The organism is Aquabacterium sp. (assembly GCF_041915145.1).
In the GTDB taxonomy this organism is placed as follows: domain Bacteria; phylum Pseudomonadota; class Gammaproteobacteria; order Burkholderiales; family Burkholderiaceae_C; genus Aquabacterium.
In genome coordinates this window covers 1-24,757 of sequence record NZ_JAYSBZ010000028.1, presented here as the reverse complement: position 1 = coordinate 24,757, position 24,757 = coordinate 1, and the positions used below count along the sequence as shown (strand labels likewise).

Annotated in this window: 16 protein-coding genes; 8 read left to right on the top strand and 8 right to left on the bottom strand. The window is 66.5% G+C overall.

Features of this window, described 5'->3' with window-relative positions:
• Positions 1 to 61 precede the first annotated feature (61 nt).
• Entirely contained in the window at positions 62 to 2,368 is a 2,307-nt protein-coding gene (locus ACE3SS_RS07255) for a DUF1631 family protein (RefSeq protein WP_374592501.1), read from the top strand.
• A complete protein-coding gene (locus ACE3SS_RS07250; protein WP_374592500.1) occupies positions 2,365 to 4,635 on the top strand; it encodes a patatin-like phospholipase family protein in 2,271 nt (756 codons plus the stop codon). The genes ACE3SS_RS07255 and ACE3SS_RS07250 overlap by 4 nt, the downstream gene beginning before the upstream one ends.
• Positions 4,636 to 4,659: 24 nt before the next feature.
• Here ACE3SS_RS07250 and yihA read toward each other — a convergent pair whose 3' ends face one another.
• On the bottom strand, positions 4,660 to 5,436 hold the full coding sequence (gene yihA, locus ACE3SS_RS07245; RefSeq protein WP_374592499.1) for a ribosome biogenesis GTP-binding protein YihA/YsxC: 777 nt from the start codon (positions 5,434 to 5,436) through the stop codon (positions 4,660 to 4,662).
• A gap of 145 nt (positions 5,437 to 5,581) precedes the next feature.
• Between yihA and ACE3SS_RS07240 the strand changes: the two genes are divergently transcribed.
• The 5 genes from ACE3SS_RS07240 to ACE3SS_RS07220 all read left to right on the top strand — a co-directional run bounded on the left by ACE3SS_RS07240 (position 5,582) and on the right by ACE3SS_RS07220 (position 11,561).
• Positions 5,582 to 6,277, top strand: coding sequence for a cytochrome c (locus ACE3SS_RS07240; RefSeq protein WP_374592498.1), 696 nt, complete (start codon positions 5,582 to 5,584; stop codon positions 6,275 to 6,277).
• A 117-nt stretch (positions 6,278 to 6,394) separates the two neighbouring features.
• Entirely contained in the window at positions 6,395 to 8,521 is a 2,127-nt protein-coding gene (locus ACE3SS_RS07235; protein WP_374592497.1) for a cytochrome c biogenesis protein ResB, read from the top strand.
• Positions 8,518 to 9,894, top strand: a complete 1,377-nt coding sequence (ccsB, locus tag ACE3SS_RS07230; RefSeq protein ID WP_374592496.1) for a c-type cytochrome biogenesis protein CcsB — start codon at positions 8,518 to 8,520, stop codon at positions 9,892 to 9,894. Before ACE3SS_RS07235 ends, ccsB begins: the two co-directional genes overlap by 4 nt.
• Before the next feature lie 13 nt (positions 9,895 to 9,907).
• On the top strand, positions 9,908 to 10,273 hold the full coding sequence (locus ACE3SS_RS07225; protein ID WP_374592495.1) for a thioredoxin family protein: 366 nt from the start codon (positions 9,908 to 9,910) through the stop codon (positions 10,271 to 10,273).
• Between the two features lie 13 nt (positions 10,274 to 10,286).
• Complete coding sequence (locus ACE3SS_RS07220) at positions 10,287 to 11,561, top strand: MgtC/SapB family protein (protein WP_374592494.1); 1,275 nt, start codon at positions 10,287 to 10,289, stop codon at positions 11,559 to 11,561.
• Between the two features lie 88 nt (positions 11,562 to 11,649).
• On the opposite strand, the gene ACE3SS_RS07215 is transcribed toward ACE3SS_RS07220, so the two are convergent.
• The 7 genes from ACE3SS_RS07215 to uvrA form a co-directional block, all read right to left on the bottom strand.
• The gene (locus ACE3SS_RS07215) at positions 11,650 to 14,334 is read right to left on the bottom strand and encodes a DEAD/DEAH box helicase (RefSeq protein WP_374592493.1); all 2,685 of its coding nucleotides are present in this window, start codon (positions 14,332 to 14,334) and stop codon (positions 11,650 to 11,652) included.
• Positions 14,335 to 14,351: 17 nt separating this feature from the next.
• Entirely contained in the window at positions 14,352 to 15,791 is a 1,440-nt protein-coding gene (locus tag ACE3SS_RS07210) for a site-specific DNA-methyltransferase (protein ID WP_374592492.1), read from the bottom strand.
• 252 nt (positions 15,792 to 16,043) lie between these two features.
• Entirely contained in the window at positions 16,044 to 16,280 is a 237-nt protein-coding gene (locus tag ACE3SS_RS07205) for a hypothetical protein (protein ID WP_374592491.1), read from the bottom strand.
• Positions 16,281 to 16,291: 11 nt separating this feature from the next.
• Positions 16,292 to 16,744, bottom strand: coding sequence for a hypothetical protein (locus ACE3SS_RS07200; RefSeq protein ID WP_374592490.1), 453 nt, complete (start codon positions 16,742 to 16,744; stop codon positions 16,292 to 16,294).
• A gap of 134 nt (positions 16,745 to 16,878) precedes the next feature.
• Positions 16,879 to 17,268 carry a type II toxin-antitoxin system RelE/ParE family toxin gene (locus ACE3SS_RS07195; protein ID WP_374592489.1) on the bottom strand — a complete coding sequence of 130 codons (390 nt, stop codon included), beginning with the start codon at positions 17,266 to 17,268 and terminating at the stop codon, positions 16,879 to 16,881.
• Positions 17,261 to 17,605, bottom strand: coding sequence for a type II toxin-antitoxin system Phd/YefM family antitoxin (locus tag ACE3SS_RS07190; protein ID WP_374592488.1), 345 nt, complete (start codon positions 17,603 to 17,605; stop codon positions 17,261 to 17,263). The genes ACE3SS_RS07195 and ACE3SS_RS07190 overlap by 8 nt, the downstream gene beginning before the upstream one ends.
• 97 nt (positions 17,606 to 17,702) lie before the next feature.
• Positions 17,703 to 23,519 (bottom strand): excinuclease ABC subunit UvrA, encoded by a 5,817-nt coding sequence (gene uvrA / locus ACE3SS_RS07185; RefSeq protein ID WP_374592487.1) that lies wholly within the window; start codon positions 23,517 to 23,519, stop codon positions 17,703 to 17,705.
• A gap of 205 nt (positions 23,520 to 23,724) precedes the next feature.
• On the opposite strand from uvrA, the gene ACE3SS_RS07180 reads away from it, so the two are divergent.
• On the top strand, positions 23,725 to 24,757 hold a 1,033-nt coding region (locus ACE3SS_RS07180; RefSeq protein ID WP_374592486.1), incomplete at its 3' end, for a type VI secretion system Vgr family protein.

Genomic DNA, 24,757 nt, shown 5'->3' with positions numbered 1-24,757 from the left:
CAGCCTTGCTGTGGCTCAAATGCCGCGCTGGAAATGAAGCGCTTGGGCTAAAGTCGGCGGCATGACCGCACCCGGGCCGCTGCAACGCTTCGTCGAAGACGCCCTCACCCACGCGCCGCGCTGGCTGCACGACGTGTCGCAAGACGCTCTCCAGGCGCTGCTCGATTCGCACAATCCGGCGCTCGTCTCGCACCCGCGCGAGGCGGTCGGCCAGGCCGTCATCGCGCTGCAGGGCTCGTCGCGCCGCCTGATCGACGGCTTCGTGGTCGAGCTGCGCCAGCGGATCGACAGCGCGATGGACGAATCCCGCGGCCACGCCGCGCGCACGCTGGGCAACGACATCAACAGCTGGTCGCTGGTGGATGCCGACGAGGCCGAGCAAGACATCGAAGTGCTGCGCGCCATCCAGCTGGCCGAGAACCAGGCCGAAGCCGAATTGCAGGAGCTGATGGCGCGCACGTCCACGCTGCGCGGCGACGCCACCGTGCGCCCCGACGCCAACCCGATCCGCCCCGAAGTGATCGCCCGCGCCTTGTGGGCCAGCATCCAGACCCTGGGGCTGACCTCCGCCGCGCGGCTGGCCTTGATGCGCGCCATCAGCCAGCCGTTGGCGGCGCGACTCAAGACCGTCTACGCCGACGCGCTGCGCCAACTCGAAGCCTGGGGCGTGCGCCCGGCCGCCTATCGCGCGGTGCTCACCCCGTCGGCCGGCCGCGAAGCCGACCCGCCGCATTCGGGCTTCGATGTCACCCGGCCCGGCGCGTTCGACGACCTGCGCGCCGCCGCCTGGCAAGCTCGCGGCGGCGCGCAGGCGCCCGTCATCGCTGGCACCGGCGCAGCCCAAGTCTGGCAACGCACCGCCGGCCCGGGCGTGGGCGGCTTCGGCGGCAGCCCCGGCGGAGGCACGTCGGCAGGCGCTGCCGCCGGGTGGGAGCGCCTCGAAGGCCACTTGCTGTCACTCAACGGACCAGGCGGCGCGGTGCTGAGCAGCCAGGCCCAGGCGCGGCTGGACGCGGTGCTGCAACAGCTGACGCAAGACCAGCGGCAGCAGGAGCCCGGCGCCTGGACGCCGCCCTCCGGTCAGCCCGCCCCCCCCGCCGAAAACCTGATCCGCGCCCATGAGAGCGCGTTGCTCGCGGCCGCCCGCCACGATCAAGACCGCGAGGTGGTGGCCCTGCTCGCGCAGCTGTTCGACAAGATCCTCACCGACCCGCGCCTGCTGCCCGAGGTGCGCGCCGTGCTGGGGCGCCTGCAGGCCAGCGTGCTGGGCATGGCGCTGTCCGACACCAAGCTGCTCGACGACTACCACCACCCCACCTGGCAACTGCTCAACCTGATCGCCAGCCACACGCTGGGCTACACCCAGGCGCACGATGCCCGGCTGCGCGCCTTCCTGGCCGCGCTCGACACCCCGATCCACGAGCTGGTGACCCACGTCGATGCCGACCCGCAGGCCCACGAGCGCGCCCTGAAGCATGTGCAGGCGCTGATCGACGAACAACTGCGCAGCGAACGCGAGCAGGTGGCCGACGTGATCGACAAGCTCCACGTGGCCGCCGCGCGCAACCAGCTGGCCCCGTTGATCCACCAGGAGGTGGTGGCGCAACTCGTGGGCGTCGAGCTCGACGACGACCTGCGCCGCTTCTTCTACGGCCCCTGGGTGCGCGCCGCGGCCACGCAGGCTGCGCTCGAAGGCGAAGCCGGCGCGGCGCCGTATCTCGACACCATCGAGCAACTCGTCGCCAGCCTGCGCCCGCCCGGCAGCGTGAGCGAGCGGGCGCAACTGCTGCAGCGCATCCCCAAGGTGGCGCGGCTGCTGCGCGAGAGCCTGGAGGCGCTCAAGCTGCCCGAGGGCGAACGCGAAGCCCTGCTCGGTTCGCTGATGGCGCACCACCACGACCTGCTGAGCCGCCCGCTGCGCCCCGCCGACGCCCCGGCGGAGCTGAGCCCCGAAGACATCGTGCAGCGCCTGCGCGACGAGCCCGATTACCACCCCGCCACGCCGGCCGGCGCGGCCCCCACCGTGTTCGACCTGGCCTCGCTCGACACCGTGCCGGCCGCCCTGCTCGACCAGGCTCACAGCAGCGACCACCCCGCCGCGCCCTGGCTGCAACGCGCCCAGCCCGGCACCTGGGTCGAGCTGTTCTCGGGCGGCAGCTGGGTGCGCGTGCGGCTGCTGTGGCAAAGCGACGATGGCGAGCACTGGGTGTTCGGCGGCCCGGCACCCGGACAGGCCCGGGCCCTGACCCGCCGAGCCTTGCAGCGTCTGGTGGACGAACGCCTGGCCAATGCGCTCGAGGCCCGCAACCTGGTCGAGCGCGCCGTCGATGCGCTACTGGCCGACATCGCCCAGCGATCCAACCCATGAAGCGCCTGCGCCCGATCGTCGCCGGGCTGATCCTGCTGGCGAGCGCCAGCGTGCCGCTGCGCGCCGAACCGGTGCCGTCGACCGCGCCCGGCCCGGCCACGCATCGACCGCGCATCGGCCTGGTGCTGTCGGGCGGCGGCGCGCGCGGCATCTCGCACGTCGGCGTGCTCAAGGTGCTGGAGCGCGAGCACATCCCGGTTGACCTGATCACCGGCACATCGATGGGCGCCATCATCGGCGGGCTCTACGCCAGCGGCATGAGCGCTGACCAGATCGAGACCGAGCTGCGCAAGGTCAACTGGGACAACGTCTTCGCCAGCCGCGTCGAGCGCACCGAGCTCTCGCAGCGCCGCAAGGAGCAGGACTTCGAGGTCTCGCCGCTGATCGAGATGGGCCTGCGCAACGGCGAGTTCCACGCGCCGCTGGGCACGGTGTCGAGCCGCGGGCTCGAATCGCTGCTGCGCCACTACACGCTGCCGGTGCGCCACGTGAGCGACTTCGACCACCTGCCGATTCCGTTTCGCGCGGTCGCCACCGACATGGAAACCGGCGCCCCCGTGGTGCTGAAAGACGGCGACCTGGCGCTGGCGCTGCGCTCGAGCATGTCGGTGCCCGGCGTGTTCGCGCCCACCGAGGTCAACGGCCGCGTGCTGGGCGACGGCGGCCTGGTCGACAACCTGCCGATCGACGTGGCCCGCGCCATGGGCGCCGAGGTGCTGATCGTCGTCAACATCGGCACGCCCATCGGCGGACGCGACACGCTCAATTCGCTGGTCGGCGTGACCACGCAGATGATCGCCATCCTCACCGAGCAGAACGTGCAGCGCAGCCTGGCCACGCTCAAGCCGGGCGACGTGCTGATCGCGCCCAAGCTCGAAGGCCTCACCTCGGCCGACTTCGCCCGCGCCAGCGAGCTCATCGGCCAAGGCGAGTTGCAGACCGAGGCCTTCGTCTTCCGCCTGGGCCCGCTGGCGCTGTCGCCGGCCGATTACGCCCGCTGGCGCGAGGCCCGGCGTGCGCCCGACACGCCCGCGCCCCAACTGGCCTTCGTGCGTTTCGACGGCACACAGGCAAGCCACCCCGAGCAGCAGATGGAACTGCTCGAATCGCGCCCCGCGCAGGTCTTCGACGAGGCCCGCGCCGTGCGCGACACGCGCCGCCTGGCCGCCAGCGGCGACTACATGCGCGCCGACTACCAACTGGTGCGCAACGCCGCCGGCGAGGAAGGCCTGGCCTTCGATCTCGAAGAAAAGCCCTGGGGGCCCAACTACCTCTACATGGGGCTCGATCTCGCCACCGACACGCGCGGCAACAACAAGTTCAACATCAAGCTGGCGCACAACCGCCACTGGCTCGACGACAACGGCAGCGAGTGGCGCAACGTGGTGCGCCTGGGCACGCAGCCGCGCTGGTACACCGAGCTCTATCGACCATCCGACCACACCTACCCGTTCGGGCTGCGGCCCTTCGCGTCGGCGTACGGCTCGATGTCGGGCCAGCAGATCAAGGTCTACTCCGACACCGACTCCCGCACCACGGGCGAGATCAGTCGCTATGACCTCAATGCCGGCCTCGATGTGGGCACCGGCTGGCGCGAGCTGGGCGAGTTGCGCCTGGGCGTCTACCAAGACCACCTGCGAGACGACCCCGAGCTGTACTCCGCCGAGTTCAGCGGGCCGACGCGCACCCAGCGCGTCAACGAAACCGGCCTGCGCCTGCGCGCGGTGTTCGACCAGCTCGACTACGCATTCTTCCCGCAGCACGGCTGGCGCCTGACCATGGAGGGGCAGCACGGCTACCTGGGCGATTCGTCGAGCCAGACGATCAACGACAAGGCCATCTTCTCGCGCCTGTATGCCGACGGCAACGCGGTCTACACCTGGGGCGCGCACACGATCGACCTGGCCGCTCGCGTGGGCGCCTCGTCGCAGCACACCGCGCCGGGCCTGGGGCACTTCAGCCTGGGCGGCTTTCAGCAGCTGTCGGGCTACTCGCCCAACCAGCTCAACGGCAACAACCTGCTGTTCGGCCGCCTCGGCTACTACGCCCGGCTGGCCACGCCGGCCTACGCGCGGGGGCTGTTCGCCGGCGGCTCGATCGAGGCCGGCAACACCTGGAGCGCCCGCCGCGACATCAGCCCCCTGCATCTGCGCCACAGCTTCAGCGCCTACCTCGGCGCCGACACCGCGCTGGGCCCGATCTACCTGGCCACCAGCCACGCGCCGAGCATCGGCAGCAGCATCACCTTCTTCATCGGCCGGCCGTAGCGCGGGCGGCCGGCTGGCGGCCCGTCAGCTCGCCGCGGCGGCGTCACCCGCCGGGCCATCGATCTCCTCGCCCTCGACCGGCGGCGGCAGTTCGGGGAAGTCTTCGACCTTGGGCGCGTCCAGCACCCACTGGCGCAAGGCGAGCGCCACGTCCTCCAGGCCGGTCTTGTTGAGCGCCGAAAACAGCGCCAGGCCCAGGTCGGACTCGTCCGTGGCCATCTCGCCCAGCACCGCCTGCGCGGCCTGCAGCGAGCGAGCCGCCTCGGAGCGCGTGAGCTTGTCGGCCTTGGTCAGCAACACCAGCAGCTTGACCTCGCCGGTACGCACGCGCGGCGCCACGTATTCGAGCAAGTTGCGGTCGATCTCGGTGAAACCCAGACGCGAGTCGACCATCATCACCACGCCGGCGAGGTTGCGCCGCACGTCGAGGTAATGCGCCATCACGCGCTGCCAGCGCACCTTGGCCGACTTGGGCACCGCCGCGTAGCCGTAGCCCGGCAGGTCGGCCCAGAACGCATCGGCGGCGTCGCGCGGGCCGAGCGCAAAGAGGTTGATGTGCTGGGTGCGCCCCGGCGTCTTCGAGGCAAAGGCCAGGCGACGGGTCTGCGCCAGCGTGTTGATGGCGGTGGACTTGCCCGCGTTGGAGCGCCCCACGAAGGCGATCTCGGGCAGGTTGCTCGGCGGCAGATGCTTGAGCTCGGCAGCCGTTGTGAAAAACCGCGCGGTATGCGCCCAGGCCAGCGCGGCCTTGGCGTCTGGTGCGGCGGCGGCGGGAGAAGAATCGTGCGGGGCGTCAGGCATGCGGCATTGTAGAGAGCCGAGCGCCTGCCCCGCCCGGATTTGGCGGACGTGACCTCGCGCCATGTAAAATCGGCCGGTTTTGCGCCCCCCCTTCGAGGCTCCACCGAATCAACCCCACGTGACTCAACCACACGTCGCCCAGACCATGAAGCCCTTTGCACTCGTCGCCCGCCTGCTGAATTCCACGCTGTTTTCCGCCACGGTGGCGGCTGCCCTCGTGACGGGCGCCGCATCCGGCGCGGCCGTTGCCGCTGACGTCAAGATCGTCAAGGGCGATGTCAAGAAGGGCGAAGCCGCCGCCCAGATGTGCCAGTCGTGCCACGTGGCCGACGGTTCGCGCGGCGCGCCCACCTTCCCGATCCTGCAGGGCCAGATCCCGCAATACGTCGTCAAGCAACTGGGCGACTTCAAGTCCGGCAAGCGCCAGAACGCCATCATGAACGGCATGGCCGCCGCCCTGACCGACGAGCAGATGGTCGACGTGGCCGCGTTCTACGCCAGCAAGAAGGCCAAGGAAGGCGACGCCAAGGACAAGGATCTGGTCGCCCTGGGCGAGAAGATCTACCGCGGTGGCGTCGCCGAAACCAAGGTGCCGGCCTGCTCGGGCTGCCACAGCCCGAACGGCGCGGGCATCCCGGCGCAGTATCCGCGTCTGGCTGGTCAGCACGCCGAATACATCGTGGCGCAGCTGAATGCGTTCCGCGCCGCCACCTTCAACACCGCCGCCGGCAATGCCGCCACGCCGCCGCGCAACAACAGCGCGCAGATGGTGGGCGTGGCAGCCCACATGACCGACAAGGAAATCGCAGCCGTGGCCGACTACATCGCCGGCCTGCGCTGATCTTCCGGTGCCTTACCCGGCGCGTCAGCTGACGTTCAGCTCGCGCGCCGATCATTCAGCAAGAGGGCGGGCCCCGATCAGGGACACCGCCCTTTTTGTTTCAGCGTCCGCTCACCCATGAACACGGCCACCGCCCCCCGCTCCACCTCTGCCGCGCGCTTCTGGCGCGAGGCTTCCGAGTTGCTGTCGTCGATGCGCTTCGCCATCGCGCTGCTCACGGTGATCTGCATCGCGTCGGTGATCGGCACGGTGGTGCAGCAGCAGCAGCCCAGCCCGAACTACGTCAACCAGTTCGGGCCGTTCTGGGCCCAGCTGTTCGGCATGCTGGGCCTGTACGCGGTGTACGGCTCGTGGTGGTTCTTGCTGATCCTGGCCTTTCTGGTGACGTCCACCAGCCTGTGCATCGCCCGCAACGTGCCCAAGATCCTGGCCGATCTGCGCACGTTCAAAGAAAGCGTGCGCGAGCAGAGCCTGCTGGCCTTCCACCACAAGGCCGAGGGGCAGACCGCCGAGTCGCCCGAGCAGGCGCAGTCGCGCGTCGGCACGCTGCTGACCAGCCAAGGCTGGCGCGTGAAGGTGCAAACGCGCGGCAACGGCGTGATGCTCGCCGCCAAGAAGGGCGCGGCCAACAAGATCGGCTACATCGCGGCGCACTCGGCCATCGTGCTGATCTGCCTGGGCGGCCTGTTCGATGGCGACCTCGTGGTGCGCGTCCAGATGTGGGCGCAAGGGCTCACGCCCATCGTCAGCGGGCCGATCAACCCGCAAGACCCCACCCACCGCCTGAGCGAGCGCAACCCGGCCTTCCGGGGCAACCTGGCGGTGGCCGAGGGCACCCGCGCCAACGTGGCGATGATCGCCCTGCCCAGCGGCACGCTGCTGCAGCCCCTGCCCTTCGATGTGGAGCTCAAGCAGTTCAAGGTCGATTACTACAACACCGGCATGCCCAAATTGTTCGCGTCGGACGTGGTGATCCACGACCGCGAAACCGGGCACACGCTGGCCGGCACGGTGCAGGTCAACCATCCGCTCATCTACAAGGGCGTGGCGATCTACCAGTCCAGCTTTGAAGACGGCGGCTCGAAGCTCGCGTTGCGCGCCACCCCGCTGGGCGGCGGCGGCGGCGTCGAATTGCACGGAACCGTGGGCAGCAGCCAGATGCTGCCGGAGGCGTTGTCGGGCGGCCAGCCGATGATGCTGGAGCTGACCGACCTGCGCGTGATCAACGTCGAGAACCTCGGCGCGCCCGACGCCGCCGCCTCGGGCGTGGACGTGCGCAAGGTCGACCTGGCCTCGCAGCTCGGCGAGCACCTGGGTTCGGGCGACAAGGCGGCCGACCGCAAGAACCTGCGCAACGTCGGGCCGTCGATGACCTTCAAGCTGCGCGACGCGGCGGGGCAGGCACGCGAGTTCCAGAACTACATGCGGCCGGTCGAGCTCGACGGCGCGCGCGTCTTCCTGGCCGGCATGCGAGAGAACCCCGCCGACCCGATGCGCTACCTGCGCATCCCCGCCGACGAGAACGACAGCGTCGCCGGCTGGCTGCGCCTGCGCGCCGCCCTCAACGACCCGGCGATGCGCGCCGAGGCCGTCAAGCGCTATGTGGCGTTGGCCTTGCCGGCGGGCCGCCCCGACCTCGCTCCGCAGCTCACCGCCTCGGCCAGCCACGCGCTAGGGCTGTTCGCCGGCGCCGAGCATGCCAAGCAAGGCAGCCCCGCCCCGGGCGGCCTGCAAGGCATATCGGACTTCATCGAGGCCAGCGTGCCGCCGGCCGAGCGCGAGCGCGCGTCCGAGGTGCTGATCCGCATCGTCAACGGCACGCTGTTCGAGCTGCTCAACCTGAGTCGCGAGCAAGCCGGCCAGCCCCGCCTGCCCACCGACGACGCCACGCGCCGCTTCATGGCAACGGCGGTGTTGTCGCTGTCCGACTCGTTCTTCTACCCCTCGCCGGTCTGGCTGGAGCTCGACAGCTTCGAGCAGGTGCAGGCCAGCATCTTCCAGGTGGCCAAGGCACCCGGGCAGAAAGTGGTTTATCTGGGGTGCCTGTTGCTAACGCTGGGCGTGTTTGCGATGCTCTACATCCGCGAGCGCCGGCTGTGGGTGTGGCTGCAACCTGCCGAGAACGGCGGCACCACCATCCGCACCGCGTTCTCGAGCAACCGCCAGACGCTCGACGCCGATCGCGAGTTTGAACGACTCCAAGCCGCGCTGCTGCTCGCGCCCGCCACCGAGGAATCCGCATGAACACGACCACGCTCGCCCAACCGTCCGCCGCGTCGGGCCTGCTCAAACTGACGCAAGGCCGCAGCGCCTACGACTGGCTGTTCGCCGCCGCCGTGCTGGCGGGCGCCGGCTTCGCCTTCTCGCGCTACGGCGCCGCGATGGACGTCTACGAGCTGGCCATCCTGGCGGGCGCGATGCCGGTGATGATCGGCCTGGGCTGGTTCTGGGGTTCGCTGCGCACGCTGATGCTGCTGGTGGCCGGCGCGAGCCTGCTGTCGATCGCGCTCTACAGCCGCAAGATGGACGACTTCGGCGTCGACCTGAGCCAGGCCGAGCACGTGTTCTGGCTCAAGTATTTGCTGTCGAGCCAGAGCGCGATCTTGTGGATGTGCGTGCTGTTCTGGATGAGCACGCTGTTCTACTGGATCGGCTTCTTCTCGTCGAACCCGCAAGCCACCATGCAACGCCTGGGCGGTCGCATCGCCTGGGCCGGCGTCTTCATGGCCCTCACCGGCACCATGGTGCGCTGGTTCGAGAGCCACCAGATCGGCCCCGACATCGGCCACATCCCGGTCAGCAACCTGTATGAAGTCTTCGTGCTGTTCTGCTGGCTGACCACGCTGTTCTATCTGTACTACGAGCAGCACTTCGTGCAGCGCGCCGCGAGCACGCGCAGCCTGGGCGCCTTCGTGATGCTGGTGGTGAGCGCGGCGGTGGGCTTCCTGCTCTGGTACGCCCTGGCGCGCTCGGCCGACAGCATCCAGCCGCTGGTGCCCGCGCTGCAAAGCTGGTGGATGAAGCTGCACGTGCCGGCCAACTTCATCGGCTACGGCACCTTCTCGCTGGCGGCCATGGTGGCGCTGGCCTACCTGCTCAAGACGGCCACGCAACGCGCGCTGGTGGTGGGCCTGATCGGCGCGCCGGCCACGCTCACGCTGATCCTGCTGGCGTTCTGGCTGCTGGCCAACGTGCAACCTGAAACCGTGAACGGCATCAAGTCGGCCGCGCGCATGTCGGGCAGCCTGGCGGTGTTCTTCGCGCTGTGCGTGGCGGCCCGCAAGCCGCTGGCCGAGCGGCTGCCGCCGGTCGAGGTGCTCGACGACGTGATGTACAAGGCCATCGCCGTGGGCTTCGCCTTCTTCACCATCGCCACCATTCTTGGGGCGCTGTGGGCCGCCGAAGCCTGGGGCGGCTACTGGAGCTGGGACCCGAAAGAAACCTGGGCGCTCATCGTGTGGCTCAACTACGCGGCCTGGCTGCACATGCGGCTCATGAAAGGTCTGCGCGGCGGCGCGGCGGCCTGGTGGGCACTCGTGGGTCTGCTGGTCACCACCTTCGCCTTCCTGGGCGTGAACATGTTCCTGTCGGGCCTGCATTCCTACGGCCAGCTGTGAGCCCGCCGGCTTGATGACGTCGCCCCCCGCCCTGCTCGTTGCCTGCCTGTGCGCCGAATGGTGCGGCACCTGCCGGGACTACCGCGCCGCCTTCGCCGAGTTGCAGCAGGCCCTGCCGCGGCATCGCTACCGCTGGATCGACGTGGAAGACGAAGCCGAGTTGATCGGTGACGTCGATATCGAAACCTTCCCGACGCTGCTGGTGACGCAAGCCGGCCGCGTGCTGTTCGCCGGCCCGGTGCTGCCGCGCGCCGCCGATGCCCAGCGCCTGATCGAATCGCTCGCCGACACCCTGCTGGCCGGTCGCCAACCCGCCGCCCTGCAACTGCCCGCCGACCAGCTCGACGCCTTCGGCGAGCTGGCGCAGCGCCTGGGCTGACGCCGCCACGCCCATGCCCGCCACGCCCGAACCCGGCACGCTGAGCCTGCTGACCCTGACCTCGCCGCCGGTCTGGGTCGGCCTGGCCGCCGCGCTCGGCAGCGGCCTCTTGATCGGCATCGAGCGCGAGCGCCGCAAGGGCCGCGGCCTGCTGCGCGAGATCGCCGGCGTGCGAACCTTCGCCATCACCGCGCTGCTCGGCGCCGCCGCCCAGCTCACCGGCCAGCCCTGGCTCATCGCCTGTGGCGCGCTGCTCGTGGTGCTGCTGGCCGCCATCGGCTACTGGCGCAGTCGCGGCCACGACCCCGGCATCGTCACCGAGCTCTCGCTGTTCGTCAGCTACGTGATCGGCGTCACCGCCATCGACCACCCGCAGATCGCCGCCGGCGTGGCCGTGGTCATCACCGGCTTGCTGGCGGCGCGCTCGCGCTTGCATCGCTTTTCAACCCAGGTGCTGACCACCGAGGAGGTGCACAGCGCGCTGGTGCTGGCCGGCTCGGCGCTGGTGATCCTGCCGCTGATCCCCGACCACCCGCTGCCCGCCTGGGCCGGCATCGAGCCGCGCGGCCTGTGGCGCCTGGCCGTGCTGCTGATGGCCTTGCAGGCGGCGGGCCACGTGGCGCTGCGCGTGGCCGGGCCGCGCCTGGGCCTGGCGCTGTCTGGCCTGGTGGCGGGATTCGTATCGAGCACCGCCACCATCGCCTCGATGGGCGCGCGGGCACGGCAGGCCCCCGAGCTGCGTCCGGCCTGCGTGGCCGGGGCGCTGTCGTCCAACGTGGCCACCATCTTGCAGCTCGCGCTGGTGGCGGTGGCGGTGCGCCCGTCCGTCTTGCCCACCATCGCCCCCAGCCTGGCGGGCGCGGGCGCCGCCACGCTGGTCGCCGCCGCGTGGAGCCTCTGGCAGGCACGCCGCGTGAACCTGCCATCCGACAGCGACGGCGCCGTTTTCAGCTTCCGCAAATCGGTGGGCTTCGCGCTGCTGCTGTCGGGCACGGCGGCGGCGATGGCCTGGCTGAATCAGCACGCGGGCAGCACCGCCGCTGGGCTGGGCGCCGCGCTGGCCGGGTTTGCCGACGTGCACGCGGCCTGCGCCTCGGTGTTCACGCTCGCAGGTCAAGCCACGGCCCACCCGATCGACGTGCGCGTGCCCATGCTGCTGGCCCTGAGCGCCAACAGCATCAGCAAGCTGGTGGGCGCGTGGGCCATGGGCGGCCCGGCCTACGGCACGCGCGTCAGTCTCGGCCTGGCCGCCATGCTGGCCGGCGGCTGGCTGCCCGTGCTGCTCTGAACTGACACGCCAGACTGGTAGGGCGCAGCCATGACCGCTCGCACGGGCTGGCAGTGAATGCCGAGAATCCCAGCGAGGCAAACGCCCCCTACATCTGCCCAATCTTTCTGAGCGCGTCAGACAGCTTTTCTGCGCCATCAATCGGGTTGTTCTCGAACACCATCATGTAGCGATAGTCACGCCCGGCCTTGGCTTCCCATAGCTTTCCCAACTTCAACTTCAGCTCGGAATCGGAGTTGTCACGGTCATCACCTTTCGTTTCCAGCGCGATGACACGACCCGTCTTGGTCTTGACGATGAAGTCCGGGTAGTGGTTCAAGAAGCCGTTGATCCTGAACCCTTTGCCGCGAGACAGGTTTCGGTGCCACCACTGCACGCTGTCCAGATTGGCAACATCGTTGATCACGCGCCGCTCGAAGTCGCCCATGGCTGCCTCGGTGACGTACAGACTCTTTGGCACCGCTGACGCATTCGCGCTTGGCGTGATCGATTCCGGCAAAGAGAAGCTCGGTTGAATCGCAATGGCATCCACATCCAGCATGTCGGCGAACGCCTTCAGCGCATGCACGTTGGACAGCGCCGTGATCTTTTGCTTGATTTTGCGCACGTAGGCCACGTCACGCTCGATGCAGTCGCGCACCTGCTCGGCACTCATGCTGGTCACGATGCGGCGGATGTAATCCTTCACCTCGGGGTCGGTGATCGGGTACATGTTGCCGATCAGTGCCGCCAATCGGGCGACCAGGTTCATCACCTGACTTTCAGGCGGCAGACTCAACAGATAGCTTGTGAAGCGCGCCCGCTCGCTGGTGGCCAGCTTGAACGCTTTGGGGGTGTAGTCGTCCTTGCCCAACTCTTCGAGGTCAACCCGGTAAACCTCGGTTTCAACGTCTTCAAACGAGATCGTCGCATCGCCTTGCGACAACTTGAATTCCTTCAACAGCTCTTCACGCTCGAACAACTGAAACGGCTGATCCGCATCGAAGAACCCCCCGTTCTGAACCTTGATGAAGAACTGCGGCAGGCACAAGACCAGCGCCTGATCGCGGAACAGCTCTTTCATTCGGTGGCGATTCATCTTGCCCTCCAGCGCGGCTGACACCTCATCGTTGCTGGCTTGCGCCTGCTCTTCGAACGCCTGGCTCTCGGCCAGCGCCCGCTCTTTGATTTGCGCCACATAGGCCGCCCCGGCTGACGCGACACCGTCAACAGCCCCCGAGGCTTGCACGGCCTGTGTTGCCGTGTTCACGGCCACGGTCTCCCAATCGGGCGATACCGTGCTGACGTCCAACTCGTCGGCCGGCTGCGAAAACAACCCTTCGAGCGGCGCGAGAGTTCCGGTTCCGGGTGTCGTTGCCGCGCCAGCCTCAGCGTCGAGCACATCATGCGAGCGATAGTCCTTGTCAGAAAACCCGGCCCGATTCAAGCCCCTCACCACGCTTTGCAGCGTGTCCATGAAGCGGTTGCTGGCGGTGAACACATAAGACAGATTCAACAAGTCGTTGCCATGCTGCTGTACATGGGGCATGCGCAGCACGCGGCCCAGAATCTGCTCGACATCCACCGCCGATGTTTTGTCGGCCAGCGACGCCAGGATGTACGCAAACGGGCAGTCCCAGCCTTCCTTCAACGCGTTGACAGTGATGATGAAACGCACCGGGCAATCGCGGCTCATCAAGTCGATACCCTTGAGCTCGTTGATCTCGGCGGTCTTGATCTTGATTTGCTCAGGCGGAATCTTCAGCTCGACCAGCTTGTCGCGAATCTTCTCGAACGTCGTGTTGTCATCGTCGATGCGCGGTTGCGCCTGAAACAGCACGATGGGGCGGATGTGCTTGCCGCCCGTCGCCTCTTCTTGCTTGGCCAGCTCTTCAAGTTGACGCCTGAGCATCAGCGCTGCCTCGATCACCTCGGCCTTGCTGCTGCGGTTGGTCACGATCACCGGCAGCTTTACCATGTGCTGCTTCTTCAGCGCCAATGCATCCACGAAGCTGATGATGTTGCTGTTGTTGCGCGGCGTGGCGGTCAGGTCGAGGATGAAGTCCGGGTTCAGATTCCTCAACATATCGACAGACAACTGGCTCTCGGCGTTGTGGCTTTCATCCACCACCACCACGGGCCGCATGCGCCGGATCACGTTGATGAGCGCAGACGGATCATGCTCAGGCAACAGCCAATCATCGTCCCCCTCACCATCGGGCAACAGGAATGACGCCAAGTTGCCATTCTCTTGATAGATCTTGCGGTCTTCCTTGTTCCTGGCGCGCAGTGAATCGAAGCTCATCACCACGATGGACAACTGCTCTTGCGCCGTGTCGTACGAAAAGCCGGCCCCCATCAACAGATCGCGCTTTTCGAACACGGCCACGCGATGGCGAAACAACTGATCGAGCCGTTTGCGATAAGGGTGTTCGGGGTTGCTCAATGCGTTGACGGTTTGATCGAGGATGGTGAGCGACGGCACCAGCCACACCACCATCTTCGGCCGCCTGGGGCTGCGTTTGGCAAGCGCGCTGAAAACCGTGTCGAGCGCATTCACGGCGATAAAGGTCTTGCCGCCTGCCGTAGGTACCTTCGCGCAAATGTGCGGCACGCCGGGCACCGTGTTTTTGTACGGCTCCATGCCCGGCTCGCTACCGTGGTTGCCGACCCGCACGCCCTTCTCGGCCCAATACCGCTGATAGGCCTGTGCCAGATTGGGCGTGCCGTCCAGCACGTCCAGATAAGCCGCGAGATCAGCCAGCACGCGCGCTTGGTAGTCCTTGAGTTCCATGATGTATCCCTGCCCGATCAGAAGCGCGTGATGTCGCGGGGGATCTTCTTGAAGACGATGCCGTGCCGGGTCATGAACGCCTTCGACAGCAAGCAGCGGTCGGCGTAAATGATGGTCGTGGCGGGCTTGCCGGCCCCGGTATCGCCGCCGAAGCGCAAGCTGGACAGAAAGTCCATGTCCAGGCTGGTGGCGCGATTCGGCTCGTAATAGAAGATCCAGCCCGTCTCGCGATTCAGCCCGAGCAGATAGGGCGTGTGCGGGTTCTGCGGCGCGGCGCGCGCTTCGATCGGGATGCCTTCGCTATAGGCCACGTAGTTGCGTATGGCGTCCACGCCGACGGCTTCGTTCAGGATGTCTTCGGCGAGGAACATCGGTTCGCCGACGGTGTAGTAGTCGAAGCCGCCTAGCTCACCTTCCGCACTGTTGCGGAGAATCACTCGTCGCACTCGTTCGGCGGTGATTGTGTGTGCGTACTCCATCATCTCGACGAGCACGAACCGACGCCGACCACCGTCTGCGGCATTTGCTTGCACGACAGCTTGCCCAGTGGTTCCAGATCCAGCAAATGAGTCGAGGATCAAATCATCGCCACTGGTGCACAGCTTGAGCAAATGCTCAATGAGCTCAACAGGCTTAGGCGTCTCGAAAACGGCCTTCCCGTCGAACAACTCCTTGATATCGTTCTTGGCTTTTTCTGTTGTCGACACATCGTCGGCAAACAGAATTGTTTCGGGAGTTAGCCCACGATCTTTTGCATCAAGGTATGTCTTTACTCTAGGAACGTTGTTGCCTGATTCGCCAAACCAAATTCGGCCATCAAGAATGGCATCGGCCATAGCCTCCTGGGTGTAAATCCAGCATCGCCCACTGGGCAAATCATGCGTCTTCCCGTTCGGCGCTATCAACTGATAGAACTGCGATTTAGTTGCATGCCCGGCTTGTGCAGTCGCCGGATCTGACTTCCATGGCCCACGTTCGTCGTTGTCTGGATTTCGATACCGCGAGAGTGCCGCCTCATCCATGGGCAACGGCTTTATATGTAAAAGGTCTGCCTTGTTCTGCTTTGCATAGCAAAGAACATAGTCATGCCGAACCGAGATCATCTTGCGGTTCTCGCGATTCTTTCGCTTCTCCCAAATGAAGTTCGCAATGAACTGGCTGGCTCCGAATATTTCATCGAGCAACAGCCTGATTGACGCGATCTCCGTATCGTCAATTGAGACGAATATCAAGCCATCGTCCGCCAGCAACCGATGCAGCAACTTCAGCCGCGGATACATCATGCACAGCCACTTGTCGTGCCGTGACAGATCCTCGCCTTCCTTCCCCACCACCTGGCCGAGCCAGCGTTTGATCTTGGGGTCGTTGACCGCGTCGTTGTAGACCCAGCCTTCGTTGCCGGTGTTGTACGGCGGGTCAATGTAGATGCACTTCACCTTGCCCTCGAACTCGGGCAAGAGGCTCTTCAGGGCTTCTAGGTTGTCGCCATGAATGATGCGGTTGTCAGTGGTGTTGGCCGGTTGCGCGGGGGGGGTAAACCCGCATCCGCATTCGTGCCGGCGCGGAAGCTGTATTCCTTCTTCAGCACACGAAACGGCACATCGTGATGGTGGTTCACGACCTTGTCTTTTCCGACCCAATGCAGTGTTGGCATATCAGCTTCTAACCATTCAATTCAGTCGCGACACTGCCGCGATAAAACGCACGTCTTAAATTTTTCTTTGCAGCAACTCGGCATACGGCGGAATGTTCCCGACCACCTTCGCCGCTTGTTGGTAGCAACGTTCAAGCTCCATGGCGACCTTGCTGCACGCCATCAACTCATCTTCGTACTCAGCCAGCGCCTCATCGTCTTCGCTGGTGGCCACTTGCTGTTTGAGTTGTTGCAGCTTTTCATCCACCAGTTGAACGAGATAGACCAAAGCATTTGGATTGATTTCAACCATGATGGTCTCCGTTAAGTTCGCTTGCCACGCTCGGCGAGTTCAATGGACTTGACGACGGCATTTCTGGCCAGGTTGTCGAGTGCGCCCTTGTAAGCATCGAGACGCATTCGATGGGCTTTCGATTCAATCTGGTAGTGGTCAGCATCAAAGCCGGGGTTGCGCCCGGTGTATCGCACAGCCAATGATTCAGGCACCTCTGTTCCTGCTGGAATAGTGAAAGCAAGCCACCCGCTCCTTTTGAAAACATTCGGCCGGTCAAAAAGCGAAGTACCGCCGCCCGAGTACACCCACGTCTTGTCACCGGAAAGCTGCACATCAGCTTCACGCTTGCGTCCATTTGGCAGCACGCGAGGCTCGAAGTCCGGATACAACACCTCCGGCGCGGGCTTACCTTCAATCACTGTCCCGTTGGGGAATGCTTCAACCCGCACTGATCGGAATAGCTCCATTTCCGTGTTCGACATAGGGCCCTCCTTGCATTTGGTTCTTGTCGGCGCTCGGAATATATTGCGGACGATCCGCGAGCCGTAACCCGCAATCAACGCGCCTTGTTGGACTTCGCTTACGCCCAGTCCGACCTACAAAACCGCGCTACAACCTAAGTCATCGCCCCAGGCCACAGCCCACCAAAATCGAACGACAGCTGCCGGTGGTGCCGAATGGACAGCAAGTACACCGCCGCATCGGGCTCGGAATCAACGTACAGAATCAAGTAGTCGCCGGTCAGGTACTCGCGCAGCGCGTGGGCTGCGCCGACGGGCAACGCGGCCAGTGCTGCCAGCGCTTCGGCGGATTGTGGCGGCTGATCGAGATAGCGCCGGCCCATGCGCGGAAAGCGCCGCAAGTTGGGGACGACCTTGGTGCGCAGGTCGGCCAACAAGTCGTCGTATGCAAAGGCGGCGTCGGCCTCGGCCAAGAAGGCCTCAATGGATTCAAGTCGCGCCAGGAAGCTCGCCGTGAGCTTTACCTCGAAGAGCTGCTCAGCCACGCTTCTTGGTGACCTTCACTGGCTTGGCCGACTTGACTGAGGCCGACTTCGCCACACGGCGTTGCTGCAGCGCGGCCAGGGCTGCAGCAGCGTCTTGCGTGCGGCCGGCGGCAATGTCTTCGAGGCCGCGCCGTGCGTCGTCGATCAGCAGCAGGTGGATGCGCTCGCGCTCCAACTGGTGGTAGTAGTCAAGCCGCCGGGCATCGATCAAGGCGATATAGCTTTCGCCATTCTTGGTGACGATCTTCTCGGCCCCGGCCTTCACCTGATCGGCCAGCTCGGACAGGTTGGCGCGCGCCTGCGAGAGCGGAATGACATCACCGACTGAAAAAGCCATGGCGAACCTCGCTTAAATAACGTACACAATTATGAACACAATACGCAACCTGGTGCAATGCCGGACTTCGCTTGCGCACTATTCGAGCTTCCGAAGCTCAAGCCACAGCGGCCCGCTCCAGCACCGGCCGCAACGCCACGCCCGTGTGCGTGCCGCGCTCGACCAGCAAGTCGGGCGCGCCCGCCGCCACCACCCGACCACCGCCCGAGCCGCCTTCGGGGCCGAGGTCGATGACCCAATCGGCCTCGGCGATCACGTCGAGGTCGTGCTCGATCACCACCACGCTGTGGCCGCCATCGACCAGCCGATGCAGCACGCGAATCAGCCGTTCGACGTCGGCCATGTGCAGGCCCACCGTGGGCTCGTCGAGCACATACAGCGTGTGCGGCGGCAGCCCGCGCCGGGCCGCCCCAAGCGGGCGATCCCCCTCGGGGGGGTGGGGGTCGGCATGTCGGCCGCGGCGCGTCACGTCGTCGCGCACCTTGCTGAGCTCCGTCACCAGCTTGATGCGCTGCGCCTCGCCGCCGCTCAGCGTGGGTGACGGCTGACCGAGCGTCAGATAGCCCAGCCCCACGTCCTGCAGCAGCTTGAGCGGGTGAGCAATGGCCGGCATCGAGGCGAAGAACTCCACCGCCTCGTCCACTTCCATATTGAGCACATCGCCGATGCTCTTGCCGCGCCACGTGACGGCGAGCGTCTCGGGGTTGAAGCGCTGGCCGTGGCAGAGGTCGCACGGCACTTTCACGTCGGGCAAAAAGGCCATCTCGATGGTTCGCATGCCTTGACCTTCGCAAGCGGGGCAACGGCCGGCGCCGGTGTTGAAGCTGAAGCGGCCGGCAGCAAAGCCGCGCGCCTTCGCCTCCAGCGTCTCGGCGAACAGCTTGCGGATCGCGTCCCAGAAGCCGATGTAGGTGGCCGTACACGAACGCGGCGTCTTGCCGATGGGCGTCTGATCGACTTCGAGCACGCGGTCCACACCGCCCCAGCCTTCGACGGCTTCGCAGCCCACCCACAACACGCCCTTGCCTTTACTGGCCAGCGCTGCCTGCACGTTGGCGAGCAGCACATCGCGAGCGATGGTGGACTTGCCGGAGCCCGACACCCCCGTCACCGCCACCAGATGGTTGAGCGGCACGCGCACGTCGAGCCCGCTCTGGCCCGCGCCGCGCAGGTTGTGCAGCTTGGCGCCGCGCACCGTGATGGCCGGGCCGTTGGCCGCGACCTCACGACGCGCCTGCAGCGGGTGCACCATCGGGCGCTGCAGGAAGCGGCCGGTGAGCGAGTCGGCATTGGCCTGGATCTCGGCCACCGTGCCCTGCGCCACCACATGCCCGCCGCGACGGCCCGCGCCCGGGCCGATGTCGATGACGTGATCGGCACGACGGATGGTGTCTTCATCGTGCTCGACCACGATCAGCGTGTTGCCCTGCTGGCCCAGCGTGCCGAGCGCGTCGAGCAGGATGCGGTTGTCACGCGGGTGCAGGCCGATGGTCGGCTCGTCCAGCACATAGCACACGCCCTGCAGGTTGCTGCCGAGCTGCGCCGCGAGGCGGATGCGTTGGGCCTCGCCGCCGCTGAGCGTGGGTGCGCTGCGGTCGAGCGTGAGGTAGCCGAGACCGACTTGATCGAGGAAGGCCAGGCGGCTCTTGATCTCGGTGACCACGTCGCGCGCGATGGCGGCTTCGCGGCCGTCGAGCTTGAGCTTGTCGACCCAGCGGCGCGCCTCCTGCACCGAGCGGGCTGCCACGTCGGCGATCGAGTCGTGGCGGAAGCGCACAGCCAGCGAGGCCGGGCTCAGGCGCGCGCCGTGGCAGGTACCGCAAGCGGCGTCACCGACGTCCTCGACCTCGGGCTCCGCGAAGGTCTGCTCGCGTCCCTTTTCTTTATCGACCACCGAATCGTCGAGCGCCTTGCGCTGCTCGCGCGTGAGCGCCAGACCGGTGCCGACGCAATCGGTGCACCAGCCGTGCTTGCTGTTGTACGAGAACATGCGCGGGTCGAGCTCGGGGTAGCTGGTGCCGCAGCTCGGGCAGGCGCGCTTGGTCGAGAACACGCGCACGCGGCCAATTCGTGCGGTTGATCGGGCGGTGGAGCCCGCCTGCGCCATCGCGCCCTCCAGGCCATCGAGCGGCGCCAACAAGTGCAGCACGCCCTTGCCGTGCTCCAGCGTCTTGGCCAGCAGCTCGCGCAACTCGCCTTCGCGCTCGGGCTGCACGAACAGATCGCCCACGGGCAGCTCGATGGTGTGCTCCTTGAAGCGGTCCAGCTTCGGCCCGCCTGCCGTGCCCCAGCCTGCCGTCGGCAAGAACTCGCCATCGACGCGCAGATGCGTGTGCCCGCGCGCCGCCGCCCACTTCGCGAGATCGGTGTAGACGCCCTTGCGGTTCACCACCAGCGGCGCGAGCAGGCCGACGTGCTGGCCGCGGTATTCGCGCATCAGCTGCGCAGCGATCGACTCGGGCGTCTGCGGTTGCACGGCCACCATGCCGATGGCCGGGTCGGCCAACGGGCTCGCTTCTGCAGGGCTGCTCGCCGCGCAATGCGGGCAGTACTGCGTACCGAGCTTCACGTAGAGCAGGCGCAGGAAGTGGTAGATCTCGGTCGTCGTCGCGACCGTGCTCTTGCGCCCGCCTCGGCTCAAGCGCTGCTCGATGGCCACGGTGGGCGGGATGCCATACACCGCGTCCACCTCGGGCCGACCGGCCGGCTGCACGATGCTGCGCGCATAGGCGTTGAGCGATTCGAGGTAGCGACGCTGGCCTTCATTGAAGACGATGTCGAATGCGAGCGTCGATTTGCCCGAGCCCGACACGCCCGTGATGACGTTGAACTTGCCGCGCGGGATGTCCACGCTCAAGCCCTTCAGGTTGTGCTCGTGCGCGTTGACCACCTGGATGGCATCGGCGCCCTCACGCACGGCTGCGGCCGCGCGGCGCTGGCGCGCGATGGTCTGCAGCGGCTGGCCTTCTTCGGCGCGCACCTCGCCCAGGCCGAGCGCGGCTTCGTATTCGCGCAACGCAATGCCGGTGTAGGACGTGGCATGCGCCTTCACGTCGTCGGGCGAACCGACGCAGACCAGCTCGCCGCCCGCGTCGCCACCGTCCGGCCCCAGGTCGATGATCCAGTCGGACGCGCGGATCACATCGAGGTTGTGCTCGATCACGATGATCGAATGCCCCGCATCGAGCAGCTTGCGCATCGCGCGCATCAGCTTGGCGATGTCGTCGAAGTGCAGGCCGGTGGTGGGCTCGTCGAACAGGAAGAGCGCGCCTTTCTTGGCCACCGCCTGACCACTGGATGCACCGCCCTTCGCCGCCTCGGCCAGGAAGCCCGCGAGCTTGAGGCGCTGCGCCTCGCCGCCCGATAGCGTCGGCACAGGCTGGCCGAGCTTCAGATAGTCGAGGCCCACGTCGGCGATGGGTTGCAACGCGCGGCCCACGTCGCGGTCGTCGGCAAACAGTCGCAGCGCGTCGCCCACCGTCAGCTCCAGCACGTCGGACACGCTCAGCCGCTTGCCGAAGCGCTCGATGGTGACTTCGCGGATCTCGGCGCGGAAGCGCGTGCCGTCGCAATCGGGGCAACGCAGATAGACGTCGGACAGGAACTGCATCTCGACGTGCTCGAAGCCCGAGCCGCCACAGGTCGGGCAGCGGCCGTCGCCCGCGTTGAAGCTGAACATGCCGGCGCCGTAGTTGCGCTCCTTCGCCAACGGCGCGGCGGCAAACAATGCACGAATAGTGTCGAAGGCACCCACGTAGCTCGCGGGGTTCGAGCGCGCGGTCTTGCCGATCGGCGATTGATCGACGAACACCGCATCAGCCAGCCAGTCGGCGCCGAGCAGGCGGTCGTGCTCGCCTGGCGATTCAGTGGCATGGCCGAAGTGACGAGCCAGCGCGGGGTAGAGCACGTCCTGCATCAGCGTGGACTTGCCCGAGCCGGACACGCCCGTCACGCAGACCAGGCGCTGCAGCGGGAAGTCGACGCTGATGTTCTTGACGTTGTGCTCGCGCACGCCCTCCAACACGAGGCGCGGCGTGTTGTCATTCACCAGACGGCGAAAGCCCAGGCCGATCTGGCGCTTGGCGCCGAGGTAGGCGCCGGTCAACGTTTCGGCGCGCATCAGGTCTTCGGGCGTGCCGTCGAACACGATGCGTCCGCCCTGGCTGCCGGGGCCCGGGCCCATGTCGATCACACGGTCGGCCATCAGCATCACGGCCGGATCGTGCTCGACCACCACCAGCGTGTTGCCCGCGTCGCGCAGGCGCAGCATCGCTTCGTTGATGCGGTGCATGTCGCGCGGGTGCAGGCCGATGCTGGGCTCGTCGAGCACGAAGAGCGTGTTGACCAGCGAGGTGCCCAGCGCCGTCGTGAGGTTGATGCGTTGCACCTCGCCGCCACTCAGCGTGCGGCTCTGGCGGTCGAGCGTGAGGTAGCCGATGCCGACGTCGTTGAGGTAGCGCAGACGCGTCTGGATCTCGCCCAGCAGCAGCTTGAGGGCTTCGTCGTGCAGTTCGCTGGGTAGCGTCAGGCCATCGAAGAAGCGGCGCAGGCGCTCGATGGGCAGCAGCATCAGGTCATGCAGGCACAAGCCGGGCAGTGCCGCCAGCTGATCCGCCGTCCACTTCACGCCGTGCGGCATGAAGCGCTTCTCGGGCGGCAAGACCGCATCGGCATCTTCCTTCGAACCCAGACGCCACAGCAGCGATTCGAGCTTGAGCCGCGCGCCGCCGCAGGTGGTGCACGGCGTGTAGCTGCGGTACTTGGACAGCAGCACGCGGATGTGCATCTTGTAGGCCTTGCTCTCGAGGTACTCGAAGAAGCGCTTGATGCCGTACCACTGCTTGTTCCAGTTGCCCTTCCAGTCGGGATCGCCGCTGATGACCCAGTCGCGGTGCGCCTGAGAGAGTTGGCTCCAGGCCGTGTCGCGCGGAACGCCGAGGTTGCCGGCGTACTTGAGCAGGTCATCGAGACATTCGGACCAAGCCGGCGTGGTGATCGGCTTCACGGCGCCGGAGCGCAGCGTCTTGCGGTGGTCGGGGATCACCAGGCCCCAGTCCACGCCGATCACGCGGCCGAAGCCGCGGCAGGTTTCGCAGGCACCGAAGGCCGAGTTGAACGAGAACATCGCGGCGTTGGGTGCGCTGTAGCGGCGATCGCTGTCGGGGCAATGCAAGCCGCTGGAGAAGCGCCAGATTTGCTCGCCGCCGTCTTCGAGCAAGGCATACACGTTGACGCGACCGCCGCGATGCAGGGCGGCATCGATGGCTTCGATGGCGCGTGCTTCTTCGACGCCCGACACGCGGAAGCGATCCGCGACCACATCGAGCACCTTGCGTGGCCCGGTCGGCGTGGCCACTTCGCGCTCGGCCTGCACCCGTGTGTAGCCGCTGGCCGACAGCCATTGCTCAACCTCCGCCGCCGTCGTACCGCCCGGCAATTCGACCGGGAAGGTGACGATCAGGCGCGGGTCACCCAGCGCCGCCGCGCGTTCGCGCAACTGCGCCAGGATGCTGTGCGGGTGGTCTTCGCGCACCGGCTGCGCGGTGTCCTGGTCGAACAACTGCGCCGCGCGGGCGAACAGCAGCTTGAGGTGGTCGTTCAGCTCGGTCATCGTGCCAACCGTGCTGCGGCTGGTGCGCACCGGGTTGGTCTGGTCGATCGCGATGGCCGGCGGCACGCCCTCGACCTTGTCCACGGCCGGGCGGTCCATGCGGTCGAGGAACTGCCGCGCGTAGGCACTGAAGGTCTCGACGTAGCGGCGCTGGCCCTCGGCATACAGCGTGTCGAACACCAGGCTGGACTTGCCCGAGCCGCTGGGGCCCGTCACCACCGTCAGCTCGCCGGTGCGGATGTCCAGGTCGAGGTTCTTGAGGTTGTGTTGACGCGCGCCGCGAATGCGAATGGTGGACGACATCGTGAGCCCTGGAAGGACGCCCTGACGGACGAGGTTTGGACGAGGGAGGCGGAACATTCTAGAAAGCCGCGAGCCGTTTTGCATGACCACCGCCGCATGCCCGAGCGCGCCTCGCGCCAGTCTCCCGGACTCCCCCACGAATGGAGCCCACCGGTGCCCATGGGGCAGGTAGGATGCGGCATCGCTTTCATCTTTCGAGCCCGCCATGCCCCAGTCCCAAACGCCCCGCGTCATGGAACTCCACACGCCGCTTGGCGACGACGTGCTGAAGCTGCGCACGATGTCCGCCACCGAGTCGCTGGGTGCGCTGTTCGAGTACCACATCAGCGCCCTGTCGCCCGACCCCGGCCTCGACGCCGGCAAGCTGCTGGGGCAGTCCGTGACCGTCAAGCTGGAGCTGCCCGACAACGGCCGGCGCGAGTTCAGCGGCATGGTCACGCGCTTCGGGCTCACGGGGGTGGTGGGCCGCAACTTCGAGTACCAGCTCACGGTGCACCCCTGGCTGTGGCTGCTGACCCGCTCGAACAATGTGCGGATCTTCCAGAACAAGACCGTGCCCGAGATCATCACCGCGGTCGTCCAGCCCTACACCCCCGACCTGCGCCAGCACGTCACCGCCACCTACGAGCCGCGCGAATATTGCGTGCAGTACCGCGAGTCCGACTTCGCCTTCATCAGCCGACTGATGGAAGAAGAAGGCCTCTACTACTACTTCGAGCACAAGGGCGGCAAGCACACCATGGTGCTGACCGATGGCGACACCGCTCATGCCGCCAGCGCCAGTCACCCCAGCATCGTCTACCGCGAAACCCTGGCGGGCGGCATCGACCTGGAAGCCGTCACGCGCTGGCAGTTCAGCCAGCACGTCCAGACCGGCAAGGTGACGTTCACCGACTATTTCTACGACCAGCCCACGCAAAGCCACGACGGCCGGTCCACCAAGGAGACGGTCAACGGCACGCCGCACTCCACCGCCGAGTATTACGACTACAACGTCGGCATGGGCCCGAACAACGTGCCCTACAACGACAACGGCCAGATCGGCAAGCGCGCCAACCTGCGGCAGCGTTTCGCCACGCTCAAGGCCAAGGAATTCGAGTCCCGCCAGAAGCAGGTGTCGGGCGATGCCAGCGCTCGCGGCGTGGCAGCGGGCTACACCTTCAAGCTGGCCGACTTCCCGCGAGGCGACCAGAACGGCGAGCATCTGATCATCTCGACCAACATCCAGATGGGCTACG